The organism is Mycobacterium hippophais, assembly GCF_027529605.1.
GTDB lineage: Bacteria > Actinomycetota > Actinomycetes > Mycobacteriales > Mycobacteriaceae > Mycobacterium > Mycobacterium arseniciresistens.
On sequence record NZ_JAPZPY010000004.1, the window covers coordinates 95,607 to 111,972 of the forward strand.

16 protein-coding genes are annotated in these 16,366 nt (G+C 71.5%); 11 read left to right on the forward strand and 5 right to left on the reverse strand.

Annotated features, from left to right (window positions below):
- Positions 1–40: 40 nt before the first annotated feature.
- The 3 genes from rpoZ to metK all read left to right on the forward strand — a co-directional run bounded on the left by rpoZ (position 41) and on the right by metK (position 3,006).
- Positions 41–364 carry a DNA-directed RNA polymerase subunit omega gene (rpoZ, locus tag O6P37_RS11835; RefSeq protein WP_302916438.1) on the forward strand — a complete coding sequence of 108 codons (324 nt, stop codon included), beginning with the start codon at positions 41–43 and terminating at the stop codon, positions 362–364.
- Between the two features lie 47 nt (positions 365–411).
- Positions 412–1,665: a bifunctional phosphopantothenoylcysteine decarboxylase/phosphopantothenate--cysteine ligase CoaBC gene (gene coaBC / locus O6P37_RS11840; protein ID WP_269894257.1), complete on the forward strand. Its 1,254-nt coding sequence runs from the start codon at positions 412–414 to the stop codon at positions 1,663–1,665.
- 132 nt (positions 1,666–1,797) lie between these two features.
- Entirely contained in the window at positions 1,798–3,006 is a 1,209-nt protein-coding gene (gene metK / locus O6P37_RS11845) for a methionine adenosyltransferase (protein ID WP_269894258.1), read from the forward strand.
- Positions 3,007–3,012: 6 nt separating this feature from the next.
- Here the strand turns inward: metK and O6P37_RS11850 are convergent, their stop codons facing one another.
- From O6P37_RS11850 to O6P37_RS11865, 4 genes are read right to left on the reverse strand one after another with little or no spacing between them, the layout of a single operon-like run.
- Complete coding sequence (locus O6P37_RS11850; RefSeq protein WP_269894259.1) at positions 3,013–4,491, reverse strand: flavin-containing monooxygenase; 1,479 nt, start codon at positions 4,489–4,491, stop codon at positions 3,013–3,015.
- Positions 4,492–4,530: 39 nt separating this feature from the next.
- On the reverse strand, positions 4,531–4,899 hold the full coding sequence (locus O6P37_RS11855; protein WP_269894260.1) for a YdeI/OmpD-associated family protein: 369 nt from the start codon (positions 4,897–4,899) through the stop codon (positions 4,531–4,533).
- Positions 4,896–5,852, reverse strand: coding sequence for an alpha/beta hydrolase (locus tag O6P37_RS11860; RefSeq protein WP_269894261.1), 957 nt, complete (start codon positions 5,850–5,852; stop codon positions 4,896–4,898). Before O6P37_RS11860 ends, O6P37_RS11855 begins: the two co-directional genes overlap by 4 nt.
- Positions 5,849–6,808: an alpha/beta hydrolase gene (locus O6P37_RS11865; protein WP_269894478.1), complete on the reverse strand. Its 960-nt coding sequence runs from the start codon at positions 6,806–6,808 to the stop codon at positions 5,849–5,851. Before O6P37_RS11865 ends, O6P37_RS11860 begins: the two co-directional genes overlap by 4 nt.
- Here O6P37_RS11865 and O6P37_RS11870 point away from each other — a divergent pair.
- Genes O6P37_RS11870 through ribD form a run of 8 tightly spaced genes read left to right on the forward strand, consistent with a single transcriptional unit; the run spans position 6,807 to position 15,929 of the window.
- Positions 6,807–7,532, forward strand: coding sequence for a lysoplasmalogenase (locus tag O6P37_RS11870; protein ID WP_269894262.1), 726 nt, complete (start codon positions 6,807–6,809; stop codon positions 7,530–7,532). The genes O6P37_RS11865 and O6P37_RS11870 overlap by 2 nt on opposite strands.
- A gap of 50 nt (positions 7,533–7,582) precedes the next feature.
- Entirely contained in the window at positions 7,583–9,529 is a 1,947-nt protein-coding gene (locus O6P37_RS11875) for a primosomal protein N' (RefSeq protein WP_269894479.1), read from the forward strand.
- A 37-nt stretch (positions 9,530–9,566) separates the two neighbouring features.
- Entirely contained in the window at positions 9,567–11,375 is a 1,809-nt protein-coding gene (locus O6P37_RS11880; protein WP_269894263.1) for a DUF2207 domain-containing protein, read from the forward strand.
- On the forward strand, positions 11,369–11,905 hold the full coding sequence (locus tag O6P37_RS11885; RefSeq protein WP_269894264.1) for a LemA family protein: 537 nt from the start codon (positions 11,369–11,371) through the stop codon (positions 11,903–11,905). Before O6P37_RS11880 ends, O6P37_RS11885 begins: the two co-directional genes overlap by 7 nt.
- Before the next feature lie 25 nt (positions 11,906–11,930).
- Positions 11,931–12,863, forward strand: a complete 933-nt coding sequence (fmt, locus tag O6P37_RS11890; protein WP_269894265.1) for a methionyl-tRNA formyltransferase — start codon at positions 11,931–11,933, stop codon at positions 12,861–12,863.
- Positions 12,860–14,245, forward strand: coding sequence for an RsmB/NOP family class I SAM-dependent RNA methyltransferase (locus O6P37_RS11895; RefSeq protein WP_269894266.1), 1,386 nt, complete (start codon positions 12,860–12,862; stop codon positions 14,243–14,245). Before fmt ends, O6P37_RS11895 begins: the two co-directional genes overlap by 4 nt.
- Before the next feature lie 5 nt (positions 14,246–14,250).
- Positions 14,251–14,931 carry a ribulose-phosphate 3-epimerase gene (gene rpe / locus O6P37_RS11900; protein WP_269894267.1) on the forward strand — a complete coding sequence of 227 codons (681 nt, stop codon included), beginning with the start codon at positions 14,251–14,253 and terminating at the stop codon, positions 14,929–14,931.
- Positions 14,928–15,929, forward strand: a complete 1,002-nt coding sequence (gene ribD / locus O6P37_RS11905; RefSeq protein WP_269894268.1) for a bifunctional diaminohydroxyphosphoribosylaminopyrimidine deaminase/5-amino-6-(5-phosphoribosylamino)uracil reductase RibD — start codon at positions 14,928–14,930, stop codon at positions 15,927–15,929. Before rpe ends, ribD begins: the two co-directional genes overlap by 4 nt.
- On the opposite strand, the gene O6P37_RS11910 is transcribed toward ribD, so the two are convergent.
- A complete protein-coding gene (locus tag O6P37_RS11910) occupies positions 15,926–16,354 on the reverse strand; it encodes an ester cyclase (RefSeq protein ID WP_269894269.1) in 429 nt (142 codons plus the stop codon). The genes ribD and O6P37_RS11910 overlap by 4 nt on opposite strands.
- Positions 16,355–16,366 lie beyond the last annotated feature (12 nt).

The following is a 16,366-nucleotide window of genomic DNA, read 5'->3' on the forward strand; positions in this document are numbered from 1 at the left end:
AGCCATCAAGTTTGATGCACACCGCCAGGAGAATCTTTACGTGAGCACCCCGCACGCCGACGCACAGCTGACCGCTGTGGACGACCGGTCCGTCGATTCGATCGCCGCCGGCTCCTACGACACGCCGTTGGGCATCACGAACCCGCCCATCGATGAACTGCTGAGTCGCGCGTCCAGCAAGTACGCCCTGGTGATCTACGCAGCCAAGCGCGCTCGCCAGATCAACGACTACTACAACCAGCTCGGCGACGGCATCCTCGAATACGTCGGCCCGCTCGTCGAGCCGGGACTGCAGGAGAAGCCGCTCTCGATCGCGATGCGCGAGATCCACGAAGACCTGCTCGAGCACACCGAGGGCGAGTAAGCGCCGGGTAGGCCAGTGATCAGCCTCGTGGGCGAGAAGCAGACGACGTGACGACGGATCGCAAGCGGATCATCGTCGGCGTCGCAGGAGGCATCGCCGCCTACAAGGCGTGCACGCTGATCCGCCAGCTGGCCGAGGCCGGCCATTCCGTTCGCGTGGTGCCCACCGAGTCCGCCCTGCGGTTCGTCGGCGCCGCGACGTTCGAGGCGCTGTCGGGCAATCCGGTGCACACCGGGGTGTGGGACGACGTCCACGAGGTACCGCATGTCCGCTTCGGTCAGGAGGCCGACCTGGTGGTCGTCGCTCCCTCGACCGCGGACCTGCTGGCCCGTGCCGTCGCAGGCCGCGCCGACGACCTGCTCACCGCCACCCTGCTGACCGCGCGATGTCCGGTGCTGTTCGCGCCGGCCATGCACACCGAGATGTGGCTGCACCCGGCCACCGTGGACAACGTGGCCACCCTGCGCCGCCGCGGGGCGGTCGTCCTCGAGCCCGCGTCGGGACGGCTCACGGGCGCGGACAGCGGCGCAGGACGGCTGCCCGAGGCCGAGGAGATCGCCACCCTGGCCCAGCTGCTGCTGGCCCGTGGCGATGCGCTGCCCTACGACCTGGCCGGCGTCAAAGTCCTGGTGACCGCGGGCGGCACCCGCGAACCCATCGACCCGGTGCGGTTCATCGGCAACCGCAGCTCGGGCAAGCAGGGCTACGCGATGGCCCGCGTGCTGGCCCAGCGCGGCGCCGACGTGACGCTGATCGCCGGCAACACCGTGGGCCTGGTCGATCCGGCCGGCGTCGATGTGGAGCGCATCGGTTCGGCCGCTCAGCTCAAGGACGCGGTGTCCAAGCACGTGCCCGACGCCCACGTCCTCGTGATGGCCGCCGCCGTCGCCGACTTCCGGCCGACGCAGGTGCAGACCAGCAAGATCAAGAAGTCCGGCGACTCCGAGTCCGCGCCGGTGATCGAACTCACCCGCACCGACGACGTGCTGGCCGGTGCGGTGCGCGGTCGCGCCGACGGTCAGCTGCCCAACATGCGGGCGATCGTCGGATTCGCCGCCGAGACCGGCGATGCCAACGGCGACGTGCTGTTCCACGCCAGGGCCAAGCTCGCGCGCAAGGGCTGCGACCTGCTGGTAGTGAACGCCGTCGGTGACAACCGGGCGTTCGAGGTGGAGGACAACGCCGGCTGGCTGCTCGCGTCCGACGGCACCGAGTCGGCGCTGGAACACGGTTCGAAGACGTTGATGGCCAGCCGTATCGTGGACGCGATCGTGGGGTTCCTGCACAGCAAAGACGAGTGATCTTCAGCGCACGCGCCATGTTGCGCGAAAGGGTTGCGCACAGGCGATTGAAACGCTTGGGTGCAACAGGGCACGTACAAAATTTGATTGACTAAGTATCTCGAGAGAGCTCGAACGGAAGGATGCACCACCGTGAGCAAAGGACGGCTGTTCACCAGTGAATCGGTGACCGAGGGCCATCCCGACAAGATCTGCGACGCGATCAGCGACTCGGTGCTCGATGCGCTCATCGCCGCCGATCCGCGTTCGCGCGTCGCGGTGGAGACGCTCGTGACCACCGGTCAGGTGCATGTCGTGGGTGAGGTGACCACGTCGGCCAAGGAAGCGTTCGCCGACATCACCAACACTGTGCGGGCCCGCATCCTCGACATCGGTTACGACTCGTCCGAGAAGGGGTTCGACGGCACCACCTGCGGTGTCAACATCGGCATCGGCGCGCAGTCGCCCGACATCGCCCAGGGCGTCGACACCGCCCACGAGACGCGTGTTGAGGGTGCCGGCGATCCGCTGGACCTGCAGGGCGCCGGCGACCAGGGCTTGATGTTCGGCTACGCCATCAAGGACACGCCCGAGCTGATGCCGCTGCCGATCGCGCTGGCCCACCGGTTGGCCCGGCGGCTGACCGAGGTCCGCAAGAGCGGCGTGCTGGACTACCTGCGGCCCGACGGCAAGACCCAGGTGACCGTGCAGTACGACGGCACCACACCGGTCCGGCTGGACACCGTCGTGCTGTCCACCCAGCACGCGGCGGGCATCGACCTGGACGGCACCCTGACTCCCGACATCCGGGAGAAGGTGGTCAACACCGTGCTGGCCGACCTCGGCCACGACACCATGGACACCTCCGACTTCCGGCTGCTTGTCAACCCGACCGGCAAGTTCGTGCTCGGCGGTCCGATGGGTGACGCCGGTCTGACCGGCCGCAAGATCATCGTCGACACCTACGGCGGCTGGGCCCGCCACGGTGGCGGCGCCTTCTCGGGCAAGGATCCGTCCAAGGTGGACCGCTCGGCGGCCTACGCGATGCGCTGGGTGGCCAAGAACGTCGTCGCCGCCGGTCTGGCGGAGCGGGTCGAGGTGCAGGTGGCCTACGCGATCGGCAAGGCCGCCCCGGTCGGGCTGTTCGTCGAGACCTTCGGCACCGCGACGGTCGATCCGGACATCATCGAGAAAGCGATCACCGAGGTGTTCGACCTGCGTCCGGGCGCCATCGTGCGCGACCTGGACCTGCTGCGCCCGATCTACGCGAACACCGCCGCGTACGGCCACTTCGGCCGCACCGACGTCGACCTGCCATGGGAGCGGCTCGACAAGGTCGACGCCCTGAAGAACGCCGTCTAGACCGCGCTACCCGCTGAACGCGTAATCGTCCAGCGGGAACCGGCGGCTGCGCCAGGACGCCTCCAGCGTGGTCGCCGGCCGCAGCGGCACGTCGCCGTTCTTGTCGAAGTAGTAGCTGTTGGCCTTCTGGCAGCTGTCCTGCCAGAAGATCTGGCGGTGCCGCTTGCGCATCATCTCCGCGAAGTAGCGGTCGTTGGCCTCCTGCGTCACCTCGACGCGGCTGGCCTGCTCGTCGCGGGCGCGCCGCAGGCACCGCACGATGTGGCGGGTCTGCGTCTCGATCAGCGCGAAGAACGACGAGCCGACATAGCCGTACGGCCCGCAGATGTTGAAGAAGTTGGGGAAGCCGGGCACGCTGACGCCCTCATAGGCCTGCATCCGGTGCTCGCTCCAGAAGTCGGCGAGCGACCGGCCACCGGTCCCGGTGATGGCGAACGTGCCCGAATCCACGTCCATCACCCGGAACCCGGTGGCGAGGATCAGCACGTCGGCGTCGTGGTGCTCACCGTCGGTGGTGTCCACACCGGAGGGCGTCACCTTCGCGATCGGATCGGTCACCAGCCGCACGTTGTCCCGGTTGTAGGTGGACAGGTAGCTGTTGTGGAATCCGGGCCGCTTGCACCCGACGGCGTACTGCGGCGTCAGCTTCTCGCGCAGGACCGGATCTTTGACCTCCTTGCGCAGGTAGGCCCGGCCGACCTTCTCCGCCCGGTGCGCGAGCGGGAAGACGCCGTGGTACTGCGCCGAAATCGGGAACGTCACCTCGACGAAGGCCTGGCTGAGCAGTCGCTGCACCGCACTGCCGCCGGGCAGCCGCATCAGTCCGCGCACCGCGGGCGGCAGCGGAACGTCGAACTTGGGGAAACACCAGATCGGCGTGCGCTGGAAGACGGTCAGCCGCTCGACCGCCGGGGCGATCTCGGGGATCACCTGTACCGCCGACGCGCCCGTGCCGATGATCGCCACCCGCTTACCGGTGAGGTCCTGGCTGTGGTCCCAGCGCGCAGTGTGCAGCGTGACGCCGGCGAAGCTGTCCACCCCGTCGATGTCCGGCGGCTTCGGGACGTTGAGGACGCCGGCTGCATTCACCAGGAACCGTGCGGTGACGGTGTCGCCCGCGTCGGTGGACAGCCGCCAGAGGTTGTCCTGCTCGTCGAACGCAGCGCCGGTGACCTCGGTGTCGAACCGGATCTTGTCGCGGATGCCGTACTTCTCGACGCAGTGGTCGGCGTACGCCTTCAGTTCGCGGCCCGGGGCGTATGTGCGCGACCAGTGCGGGCTCTGTTCGAACGAGAACTGGTAGGAGTAGGACGGGATGTCGACGCCGATACCGGGATAGGTGTTCCAGTACCAGGTGCCTCCGGCCTCGGCTCCGGCTTCGATGATGAGGTAGTCACCCATGCCGGCACGGTCCAGTTCTATCGCCGTGCCGATGCCGGAGAAGCCGGCGCCGACGATGACGGTCCGGTAGTCGGGTGCGGTCATGGCCCTCCTGTCGTCACCGTTGACGCGCATGCGCCCACGCTACCCGTGGCTCGCCGGCCACCGTCCGTCCGCTTTCGCCGCCTCGACCTGGCGCAGTCCGGCCTCGCGCATCCGCCCCGAGTCGATGAGGCGTTGCACTCGTTGCACATTCGACGCCGACCATGGGCTGCGTGACTTGCGCGGACTGAACCGCTGGATGCGCGACACGTCGTCGTACCTGCGGGCGAGGCTGTCGATCCAGCCGAAGCACAGCGCCACCTCCACGGCCTCGCCGTAGCTCATGCCCGGCTCGGGGGCGCTCTTGTTGTACAGCCGCAGCCAGATCTCCGTCTCCGAATCGTGGTGGTGGGTCAGCCAGTCCTCCCACTCGCCGACGGTGCGGGCCTCGAGGACCTCGGGCTCGTTCATGCGCCGTGCAGGGCGGCGCGCAGCGCCGAGAGTCCCCGGTCGGTGGCCTCGGCGGCCGCGGGCACCACCGAGGCGAAGCTCACGTAACCGTGCACGAGCGCCGGCTCGTTGCGGAGCTCCACCGAAACCCCTGCGGTGCGGAGGTATTCGGCGTATCGGGCGCCGTCGTCGCGCAGCGGATCGTGTTCGGCGGTGCCGATGAACGCCGGCGGCAGCTCGGACAGGTCGCCGAAGTTCGCCGGCGCCAAGGTCGGCGGCAGGTTGGCCGGGTCGCTCATCACCGTCTCGGGCAGATACCACTGCAGGAACGCCTCGGCCATGACGCGGTCGAGCACGGGGGCGTCGGCGTTCTGCACGAACGACGGCAGCGTCATGTCCCCGGTGGTGGGCGGGTACCACAGCAGCTGGAACACCAGCGGCGGGCCGCCCTGGTCGCGCGCCAGCTGCGCCAGCACGGCCGAGATGTTGGCGCCCGCCGAATCGCCGGCCACCGCGATCCGCGCCGGATCGCCGCCGAGTTCGGCAGCGTGTCCGCCGACCCAGCGCAGTGCCGCCCAGGAGTCGTCGATGCCCGCGGGCCACGGATGCTCCGGCGCCAGCCGGTAGTCGACGGACACCACGATCGCCTCCGCGCCGAGGGCATGGGCGCGCGCCACCCCGTCGTGGGTGTCCAGGTCGCCCAGGCACCAGCCGCCGCCGTGGAAGTAGACCACCACCGGCAACGGACCGGATGCCTCGACAGGCGGCCAGTAGATACGAACCGGGACGTCGGTGACGTCCCCGTACCCGACGGTCCGTTCCTCGATCCGCATGGGCGGCAGGGTTTCCGGCTGCGGCCTCACCTGCCGCATCCTCTCCCTGGCGACCTCGACGCCGTCGGCGGCGTCGAACTTCAACGGCACCAGGTCGAGCAGGGCACGCAGGGTCGGGTCGATGCCGCTGCGGTCGGTCATGGCCGCCCGCCGGCGAAAGCCGTGCGCAGCGCCGCGAGTCCGCGGTCCATCGCCTCGGTCGCGGCGGGCACGATCCCGGCGTAGCCGAGGTACCCGTGCACCAGTGTCTCGGCGTTGTGGATCTCGACCGGCACATCGGCGGCGGCGAGCAGTTCGGCGTAGCGGATGCCGTCGTCGCGCAGCGGGTCGTGGCCGGCGACGGCGATGTAGGCCGGCGGCAGCCCGCTCAGGTCGGCCGCGCGCGCAGGCACCAGCGTGGCCGGCGGTTCCGCGAGATCCACGTCGCCGGCGTACCAGCGGGAGAAGGCCTTGGTCGCGGCGGTGTTCAGCACCGGGGCGTCGGCGTTCTCCCGGAACGACGGCAGCGACGAATCCCATGTGGTGGCGGGATACCACAGCAGCTGATGGCACAGCGCCGGTCCACCCGCGTCGCGGGCCAGCTGTGCGACCACCGCGGCGAGGTTGCCGCCCGCCGAGTCGCCGGCTACGGCCAGCCGGTCGCCGTCGGCGCCGAGCTCGCCGGCGTGTTCGGCGACCCATTGCGTTGCGACCCAGACGTCTTCGACGGCGGCGGGGTAGGGGTGCTCCGGGGCCAGCCGGTAGTCCACCGACACCACCACGGCGCCCGCGCCTGCGGCGTGCTGCCGGGCGGTGTTGTCGTAGGTGTCAAGATCGCCGACCACCCAGCCACCGCCGTGCAGCCAGACCAGCACCGGTGGCGGTGCCGAACCCTCCTCGGCCGGCCAGTACACCCGGATCGGGATCGGCCCGCCGGGGCCGTCGATGGTGCGGTCCTCGACACGCAGCTCGGGCAGCATGGGCTTGCGGGGCAGGTCGCGGAACCGGCGGCGGGCGTCCTCCGGTCCGCCGTCGGTTGTCAACTGGAACGGCACCGCCTCCAGTACCTTCATCAGAATGGCGTCGACGGCCGGCTTCTCTCGCTCTTCACTACCCATGGACACGACGACACCGTACGCCCGCCGGATCCGCACACTGTGGCTGGCCGCGGCCGTCGTCGGCGCCCTGTACGGGGTGTTCCTGCTCGTCACCGCGCTGCGGTTGCCCGCCGGGTCGGAGCTGACCGGACAGTTCGCGCTGCAACCGGCGGTGAAGGCGCTGCCGGCGGTCCTGCTCGCGGTGGCCGCCGCGGCCCACCGGATCGGCCGGGAGCGCCGCTGGCTGGTGCCTGCGCTGGTGTTCTCCGCGGCCGGTGACTTCCTGCTCGCGATGCCGTGGTGGGAACCGTCCTTCGTGCTCGGCCTCGCAGCGTTCCTCGTCGCGCATCTGTGCTTCCTGCTGGCGCTCCTGCCGCTGGTTTCGCGGTCGACCCCGAGGCTGGTCGCCGCGGCGGTCACGGTGGTGGCGTGCGCGGCGCTGCTGGTGTGGTTCTGGCCGTCGCTGACGGCGGACGGGATGGCGGTGCCGGTGACGCTCTACATCGCGGTGCTGGGCGCGATGGTGTGCGCGGCGCTGCTGGCCCGGCTGCCCACGCCGTGGACAGCGCTGGGCGCCGTGTGCTTCGCGGTGTCCGACGCCATGATCGGCATCGGCCGCTTCGTGCTGCGTTCGGAGGCCCTGGCCGTGCCGATCTGGTGGGCGTACGCGGCGTCGCTGCTGTTGATCACCGCCGGATTCTTCGCCGGCCGGACGTCGGCGCCGTCTGCTAAACCGGCGGGGTGAGCGACCCGAGGCTGCCCGCCGAGCACGAGCCCATCGCCAGGGTGGTGCCGATGCTGACGGTGCCGCACCTGGACCGTGACTTCGACTACCTGGTGACCGCCGAGCAGTCCGACGACGCCCAGCCGGGGGTGCGGGTGCGGGTGCGGTTCCACGGGCGCCTGGTCGACGCCTTCGTGCTGGAGCGCCGCTCGGACACCGACCACGCAGGCAAGCTCGGCCGCCTGGACCGGGTGGTGTCGGCCGAACCGGTGCTGACACCGGAGATCCGGCGCCTCGTCGACGCGGTCGCAGCGCGCTACGCCGGCACCCGGCCGGACGTGCTGCGGTTGGCGATCCCACCCCGCCACGCCCGGGTGGAACGCGAAACGTCATCGCCCGCAGTGGTTTCCGTGCAGCAGCCGCCCGATCCGGCGGGGTGGGCGCGTTACCAGCGCGGCGAACGATTCCTGGCCGCGCTGGGGGAGAACCGTGCCGCCCGCGCGGTGTGGCAGGCGCTGCCCGGTGAACTTTGGGCCGACCGGTTCGCCGAGGCCGCCGCCGCGGCGCTCTGCGGCGGGCGCAGCGTGCTGGCGGTGGTGCCCGACCAGAAGGACGTCGACCTGCTACACGAGGCCGTGGCGGCCCGCTGCGGCGCCGATGACACCGTGGCGCTGGCAGCGGGTCTCGGCCCGGCCGCGCGGTACCGGCGGTGGCTGGCGGTGTTGCGTGGCCGTGCCCGGGTGGTGATCGGCACGCGCAGTGCGGTGTTCGCGCCGGTGCACGACCTCGGCCTGGTGCTGGTGTGGGACGACGGTGACGACTCGCTGTCCGAGCCACGGGCTCCGTATCCGCACGCCAGGGAGGTCGCGATGCTGCGCGCGCACCAATTGCGTTGCGCGGCGGTCATCGGCGGCTGGACGCGCACCGCCGAAGCGCAGGCGCTGGTGCGATCCGGCTGGGCCCACGACCTGGTGGCGGCGCGGCCCGTCGTGCGGTCGTGTTCGCCGCGGGTGGTGGGGCTCGAGGACGGCGGCTACGCCGAGGAACGCGATCCCGCCGCCCGCTCCGCCCGCCTGCCCTCGGTGGCGTTGCGCGCCGCACGCACCGCGCTCGATGCGTCGCGGCCGGTGCTGGTGCAGGTGCCGCGCCGCGGCTACGTCCCCTCGCTGGCGTGTGCGAAGTGCCGGACCGTGGCCCGGTGCAGGCACTGCGCGGGACCGCTGTCGCTGTCGGAGCGGGGCGGCGAGGGCGCGGTGTGCCGGTGGTGCGGCAGGCACGACCCGGTGTTGCGCTGCACGCGGTGCGGGTCGGGTGCGGTGCGGGCGGTGGTCGTCGGCGCCCGCCGCACCGCGGAGGAACTCGGCCGGGCGTTTCCCGGGCAGTCGGTGATCACGTCGTCGGGGGAGTCGGTGGTCGCGACGGTGGGCGAGGGACCGGCACTCGTCGTCGCCACCCCGGGAGCCGAACCCGCCGCCCCCCAGGGGTACGGAGCGGCGCTGCTGCTGGACAGCTGGGCCCTGCTGGGCCGCCAGGACCTGCGCGCCGCGGAGGACACACTGCGGAGGTGGCTTTCGGTGGCCACACTGGTCCGCCCGCGCGGGGACGGCGGCGTGGTCGTCGTGGTCGCCGAGACGTCGCTGCCGACCGTGCAGGCGCTGATCCGCTGGGATCCGGTCGGTCACGCCGAACTGGAACTCGATTCGCGCGCCGAGGTGGGTCTGCCACCGAGCTCGCACATGGCCGCGGTCGACGGCCTGCCGCCCGCGGTGACCGCGCTGCTCGACGGGGCCGAACTCCCCGCCGGGACAGACGTACTCGGCCCGGTCGAACTGCCGCCCGGTGTGCGCAGGCCGGCCGGCCTTCCCGCAGGCGCTGAGGTGATCCGGATGTTGGTGCGCGTCGACCGCGGACGCGGCCACGAACTGGCCGCCGCGCTGCGCCGGGCGATCCGTGTGCAGAGCGCGCGGCGCGAACACGAACCGGTTCGGGTGCAGATGGACCCGTTGCACATAGGGTGAGTCGCACGCGGCGTCTCACGCCGGACGGGAGGTTCTCATGCGGCGGCCGATCGCCTGGCTGATCACCGCGGGAGTCATCGCGATCGGGTTGCTCTGGCCGCTTCTCCTGGAAGCCGGCGGCGGCGGTGGCCAGGTCGACGATCCGGTGGTGTTCAGCAACTATCGCGCCGAGTACACCGTCGCCGCCGACGGCACTTTGTACGCGACCGAGACCATCACCGCCGAGTTCCCGGGCGGACGGCACGGCCTGTTCCGGTACTGGGACGTCGGCAACCGGAGCAGCCCGCACGTGCGGCAGATCCCGGAGATCACGTCGATCATCCTCGACGGTGCGCCCGCGAACTACCGGATGCTCTGGGAGAGCGGCGACCGGTTCCGGGTGGCCAAGATCGGCGACGCCGACATCACGCTCGACGCAGGTGCGCACATCTTCGAGATCCGTTACGCGATCCCGGGTGTGCTGGACCCGGGAAGTACGGGCGCCGACCGGACCTTCGCCGCGACCACCGGTGAGCCGAACTCCCGCTCGGCGTTCTACTGGAACGTCATCGCACCGGCGTGGAACAACACCATCGAGCGGGCCGACATCACGGTGCGACTGCCGGGGCCGGTCACCGGGGCGCAGTGCAGCGTCGGGGTGGGCGTCGGTCGGGCCTGCCGCGACCTCGCCGTCGACGGTGACACCGTCACCCTCCAGGCGCTGAACCTGAAGCCGGGTACGCCGGTGACGCTGCGCGCGGGGCTGGACATCGCGACGCCCGCCCGCGCCGAACTGCCGTGGACCTATAACTGGGACCGCATCTTCGGACGGTCGACCACCACCGCCGCCTGGGTCGCCGCGCTCACCGCACTGGGCGCCGCCGGCGGGTGGCTGTCGTCACGCGCGACGCGCGAAACGCCGCCGGGATTCCCGCTGCAGTACGCGCCGCCGCCGGGTCTCGGACCGGTTCAGGTCGAGTACATCCGCACCGAGACCGTCCCCAAGCACGGGTTGACGGCCACGCTGTTCCACCTGGCCGACCGCGGCCTGGTCGACCTGCGGCAGGTCAATTCCGGTCAGTGGAACGTGCGCGGGGTCGCCGAACGCGGCGCCTGGGCCGACGTCGACCCGGTCAGCGTCGCGGTCGGATCGGCGCTCAAGGTGATGTCGCCCGGCTCGGAGTTCGAGGCCAAGAAGGCGGTTTCTGCGGGCAAGAAGCTCGAGAAGGCCAAGAAGGAGATGGCTGCGGCCGTCGAGAAGTGGGCCTTCGACGGCGGGCTGCTGGTCAAGCAGAAGAAGGAGCTGTGGGCCACGATCGCCAGTGGCATCGCGTTCGTCCTTGCGGTGTGCGGGTTCTTCCGGTGGGGCTTCCCGGCCACCATGTGGGGGCTGCCGTTCGCCGCCTTCTTCCTGTTCTCCCTGTCGTCATGGTCGAAAGGGGTGGGCACCCGGCGTACCGCCGCCGGCCGCGAACTGTGGTCGCAGGTGGGCGGATTCCACCGGATGCTGGCCACCGACTCGGCCGAGACCCGGTTCGACTTCGCCGCGCGCAAGGACCTCTACACCGCCTACATGCCCTTCGCGGTCGCTGCGGGCGCCGCGGCGCTGTGGGCTGCGAAATATCAGACCACGATGGGAATGCCTGCGCCGCAACCGCAGTGGTACAACTCGTCGTCGTCGACGGGCTCCGGATTCACGGGGTCCGCCGGCGGTGACTTCGACAGCTTCGAGTCGGCGCTGTCGTCGTCGATCGGGGCCTACACCGCCTCGCAGGCGTCCTCGTCGTCGAGTAGTAGTAGCAGCAGCAGCTCCAGCAGTGGCGGCGGCGGCGGTGGTGGCGGCGGAGGAGGAGGCGGCTCGTGGTGAGATTCCTGCTCGTACTGATCCTGGTGCTGGCCGTCGCGGTGCTGGTGGGGTTCGTGATGGGCTACAACCGGCTTCGGGCCGCCGACGTCCGCGTCGCCGAGGCCCTCGCCGGCATCGACGTCGAGTTGACCCGGCGGGCCTCGTTGATCCCCGGCCTGGTGCACACCGTCACGACGTTCGCCGCGCACGAGAAGGCGATCCTCGACCACGTCACCGCGGCACGCGCGGCGCTGACGGCGGCCACCGGCAGCACGTCGGTGCCCCAGCGCAGCACCGCCGAACGCGATCTCGACACCGCGGTGCGCGAGGTGGTCGCGCTGGGGCAGAACTACCCGCAACTCTCGTCGTCGAGCAACTTCCTGCAGCTGCAGGACAATCTCGCCGACACCGAGAACAAGCTCGCATTCGCCCGCCAGTACTACAACGACGCGGTCGCCACGTTGAACCGGCTGGCCACCACCATCCCGTGGATATTCGTCGCGCCGCTCGCGGGCACCACCACGCGCGAGTACTACCAGACGCCCCGGTGAGCCGGCGCTTCCCTAGACTGTCGCGGTGCGCATCGTCTTCGCCGGCACGCCGGATCCCGCCGTGCCGTCGCTGCGACGGCTGCTCGCCTCGCCTCACCACGAGGTGATCGCCGTGCTCACCCGCCCGGACGCCGCGTCGGGCAGGCGCGCGAAGCCCTCGCCGTCGCCGGTCGCCGAGGTGGCCGTCGAACACGGTGTACCGGTGCTGCGCCCGCAACGGCCCAACTCCGAGGAGTTCGTCGCCGAACTGAGCGCCCTGCAACCGGACTGCTGCGCGGTGGTCGCCTACGGCGCGCTGCTGCGCGAGCCGCTGCTGGCCGTGCCCAGGAACGGCTGGATCAACCTGCACTTCTCGCTGCTGCCCGCCTGGCGCGGCGCCGCGCCCGTGCAGGCCGCGATCGCCGCCGGCGACACGGTGACCGGAGCCACCACGTTCCTGATCGAACCAGCGCTTGACTCCGGACCGGTCTACGGGGTGGTCACCGAGACCATCCGCCCCACCGACACCGCCGGTGGGCTCCTCGAACGCCTCGCAGTGTCGGGCGCCGCCCTGCTCGAGACCACCCTCGACGGCATCGCCGACGGCACCCTGACCGCGGTGCCGCAACCGTCCGACGGGGTGACGGTGGCGCCGAAGATCACCGTGGACGAGGCGCGGGTGCGCTGGGACCTGCCCGCCCACGCCGTCGATCGCCGGATCCGGGCGGTCACGCCGAATCCCGGCGCCTGGACCATGATCGGTGACCTCCGCGTCAAGGTGGGGCCGGTCACGATCGACGACACCGCCGCAGATGCCTTGGCGCCCGGGGAGATTCGTGTTTCGCGCGGCGGCGTGCTGGTGGGCACCGGTTCGGCGGCCGTCCGGCTGGACCTCATTCAGCCGCCCGGCAAGAAGATGATGAGTGCAGGTGACTGGGCCAGGGGCGCCCGCCTCGACGGATCGGTCCGCGCCCAGTGACCCGGCCCAGGAACACCAAGCGGCCCCGCCGGACACCGCTCGATCCGGCCCGCCGCGCCGCCCTCGACGTCCTGCGGGCGGTGTCCGAGCGTGACGCGTACGCCAACCTGGCGTTGCCCGCGATGCTGCGGGAACGCGGGATCACCGGCCGCGACGCCGCTTTCGCGACCGAACTGACCTACGGCGCCTGCCGCACCCGCGGCCTGCTCGACGCCGTGATCGAACGCGCGGCAGGCCGGCCGGTCGACCGCATCGACCCGATGCTGCTCGACCTGCTGCGGCTGGGCGCCTATCAGCTGCTGCGCACCCGGGTGGAACCTCACGCCGCGGTGTCCACCACCGTCGAACAGGCCGGCATCGAATTCGACACGGCGCGGGCGGGTTTCGTGAACGGCGTGTTGCGGACGATCGGCAGGCGCGACGAACAGTCCTGGATCTCCGAACTCGCGCCGCCCGCGGACACCGACCCGGTCGGCCACACCGCGTTCACCCATGCCCACCCGCGGTGGATCGCGCAGGCGTTCACCGATGCGCTCGGCGCCGACGCCGGACAGCTGAACGCCGTGCTCGGGGCGGACAACGAACGCCCGGTGGTGCACCTGGCGGCCCGCCCCGGCGTGCTCGGCGCCGACGCGCTGGCCGAGGCCGTCGGCGGCACCGTCGGCCGCTACTCGCCGTACGCCGTGCATCTGCCCAGCGGCGACCCCGGCGCCCTCGAGCCGGTGCGCAACGGCACCGCGCTGGTGCAGGACGAGGGCAGCCAGCTGGTGGCCCTGGCCCTGACGCGGGCTCCGGTCGACGGCGACACCGGCCGCTGGCTCGACCTGTGCTCCGGACCGGGTGGCAAGACCGCGATGCTGGCCGCCATCGGCGCCGGGACGGGCGCCCGGGTGACGGCCGTCGAACCGGCACCCGCCCGCGCCGACATGGTGCAGCAGAACACCCTCGGCCTCGGGGTCGACGTGGTGCGCGCCGACGGCCGCGACAGCGGGCTGGCGCCCGGGTTCGACCGGGTGCTGGTCGACGCGCCGTGCACCGGCCTCGGCGCGCTGCGCCGCAGACCCGAGGCCCGCTGGCGCAGGCAGCCCGGTGACGTGCCCGCCCTGGCGAAACTGCAACGTGAACTCCTCGCGGCGGCGATCGCGCTCACCCGCCCGGGCGGCGTGGTGCTCTACGCCACCTGCTCGCCTCACCTGGCCGAGACGGTGGGCGTGGTGGCCGACGCGCTGCGCCGCCACCCGGTCACCGCGCTGGACACCCGGCCGATGTTCGCCGCGGGCCGCGACCCGCTGCCCGACCTCGGCGACGGCCCGTACGTCCAGCTGTGGCCGCACCGGCACGGCACCGACGCGATGTTCGCCGCGGCGCTGGAAGTAGGGTGAAATCCATGCCGGAGCAACCGATGATCGCGCCGTCGATCCTGGCCGCCGACTTCGCCCGACTGGCCGACGAGACCGCCGTCGTGACGGGCGCCGACTGGCTGCACGTCGACGTGATGGACAACCACTTCGTGCCGAACCTCACGCTCGGCCTGCCGGTGGTGGAGTCGCTGCTCAAGGTCACCGACATCCCGATGGACTGCCATCTGATGATCGAGGATCCGGACCGGTGGGCCCCGCCGTACGCGGAGGCAGGCGCCTATAACGTCACGTTCCACGCCGAGGCGACGGACAACCCGGTGGGCGTGGCCCGCGACATCCGCGCCGCAGGCGCCAAGGCCGGCCTCTCGGTCAAGCCCGGGACATCGCTGGAGCCCTACCTGGAGATCCTCCGCGACTTCGACACCCTGCTGGTGATGTCCGTCGAGCCCGGCTTCGGCGGCCAGAAGTTCATCCCCGAGGTGCTGACCAAGGTGGCCATCGCCCGCCGGCTCGTCGACGCCGGCGAACTGACGATCCTGGTCGAGATCGACGGCGGCATCAACGCCGACACCATCGAGGCGGCCGCCGAGGCCGGGGTGGACTGCTTCGTCGCCGGGTCCGCGGTCTACAGCGCCGAGGATCCCGCCGCCGCCGTGGCATCGCTGCGCCAGCAGGCCGCAGGGGCATCCCGACACCTGGTGCTGTGACCCCCGAGGCCGCGATGCGGCTGGCCGTCGAACACGCCGACCGCGTGAAGGGCACGACCTACCCCAACCCGCCGGTGGGTGCGGTGATCCTCGACGCGGAGGGTGAGGTCGCCGGCGTGGGCGCCACCGAGCCGCCGGGCGGGCCGCATGCCGAGGTGGTCGCGCTGCGGCGGGCCGGCGCCAGGGCGGCCGGCGGAACGGCGGTCGTCACGCTGGAACCCTGCAACCACCACGGCCGCACGCCGCCGTGCGTGGACGCGCTGCTGACGGCCGGGGTGTCCTCGGTCGCCTACGCGGTCGGCGATCCGAACCCGGTGGCGGCCGGGGGAGCGGGCCGGCTCGCCGCGGCGGGCGTCGACGTCGCGACCGGGGTGCTCGCCGACGTCGTCTCGGGTGGGCCGCTGCGGGAGTGGCTGCACAAGCAGCGCACCGGCCGCCCGCACGTGACGTGGAAGTTCGCCGCCAGCGTCGACGGCCGCAGCGCCGCGGCCGACGGCACCAGCCAGTGGATCACCGGTGAGGCCGCCCGCGCCGATGTGCACCGCAGGCGGGCACGGGCGGACGCCATCGTGGTGGGCACCGGCACCGTGTTCGCCGACGATCCCACGCTGACCGCCCGCAGGCCCGACGGCAGCCTCGCCGACCGGCAACCCCTGCGCGTCGTCGTGGGGCAGCGCGAGATCTCCTCGGAGGCGAGGGTGCTCAACGACGACTCGAGGACCATGGTGATCCGCACCCACGACCCGCACGAGGTGATCCGGGCGCTGACCGACCGCACCGACGTGCTCGTCGAAGGCGGACCGACGCTGGCCGGCGCATTCGTGCGGGCGGGCGTGGTCGACCGGATCCTGGCGTACATGGCGCCGATCCTGCTCGGCGGGCCGATCACCGCGGTCGACGACGTCGGTGTGCCGACCATCGCCGCAGCCCGGCGCTGGCGGTTCGACGGCATGGACGCCATCGGATCGGACCTGCTGGTGAGCCTGATCCCGGCCTAGTCGACCGCCAAGCGGGCGGGCGGTGTCAGCACACCGACCTGATACAGCACGTCGAGTTCGTCGCGGATGCCCCAGTGCTCGCACAACCGACCGCCCCGCGATCGGAAGAAGTGCGCCGTCTTCATGGCGAACGGCCTGCCGGTGGCCATCACGCCCTCCGGCGACACCGCGTTGACACCGTGCGCGGTGGCCCGGATCGCGACGGTGTCGCCGGATTCCACGACGTCGTGGACCTCGTAGCGGACGCCGAGCACCTCCGTGACGAATGTGAGGATCGCGATGTACCCGTCGGGGCCCGGCGGCAGCGGCACCGGAGAGCCGTGGTCGACGAAGTCGTCGGTGACCAGGTCGTGGAGGCGGTCCAGCTGCCGGGCGTTGAGGGCGTCCATCACATCAGCGGCCAGGGCCGCGGTCGAGTTCGTCATGTCTTGTCGACG

Excerpts from the sequence above, each read along its gene's own strand:
- O6P37_RS11860 (WP_269894261.1), bottom strand. The coding sequence starts at position 5,852 with ATGACCGACCGCAGCGGCATCGACCCGACCCTGCGTGCCCTGCTCGAC.
- rpe (WP_269894267.1), top strand. The coding sequence starts at position 14,251 with ATGCCGGAGCAACCGATGATCGCGCCGTCGATCCTGGCCGCCGACTTC.
- O6P37_RS11910 (WP_269894269.1), bottom strand. The coding sequence starts at position 16,354 with ATGACGAACTCGACCGCGGCCCTGGCCGCTGATGTGATGGACGCCCTC.
- O6P37_RS11880 (WP_269894263.1), top strand. The coding sequence starts at position 9,567 with ATGCGGCGGCCGATCGCCTGGCTGATCACCGCGGGAGTCATCGCGATC.
- O6P37_RS11865 (WP_269894478.1), bottom strand. The coding sequence starts at position 6,808 with ATGGGTAGTGAAGAGCGAGAGAAGCCGGCCGTCGACGCCATTCTGATG.
- O6P37_RS11870 (WP_269894262.1), top strand. The coding sequence starts at position 6,807 with ATGGACACGACGACACCGTACGCCCGCCGGATCCGCACACTGTGGCTG.
- O6P37_RS11855 (WP_269894260.1), bottom strand. The coding sequence starts at position 4,899 with ATGAACGAGCCCGAGGTCCTCGAGGCCCGCACCGTCGGCGAGTGGGAG.
- O6P37_RS11875 (WP_269894479.1), top strand. The coding sequence starts at position 7,583 with ATGCTGACGGTGCCGCACCTGGACCGTGACTTCGACTACCTGGTGACC.
- O6P37_RS11850 (WP_269894259.1), bottom strand. The coding sequence starts at position 4,491 with ATGACCGCACCCGACTACCGGACCGTCATCGTCGGCGCCGGCTTCTCC.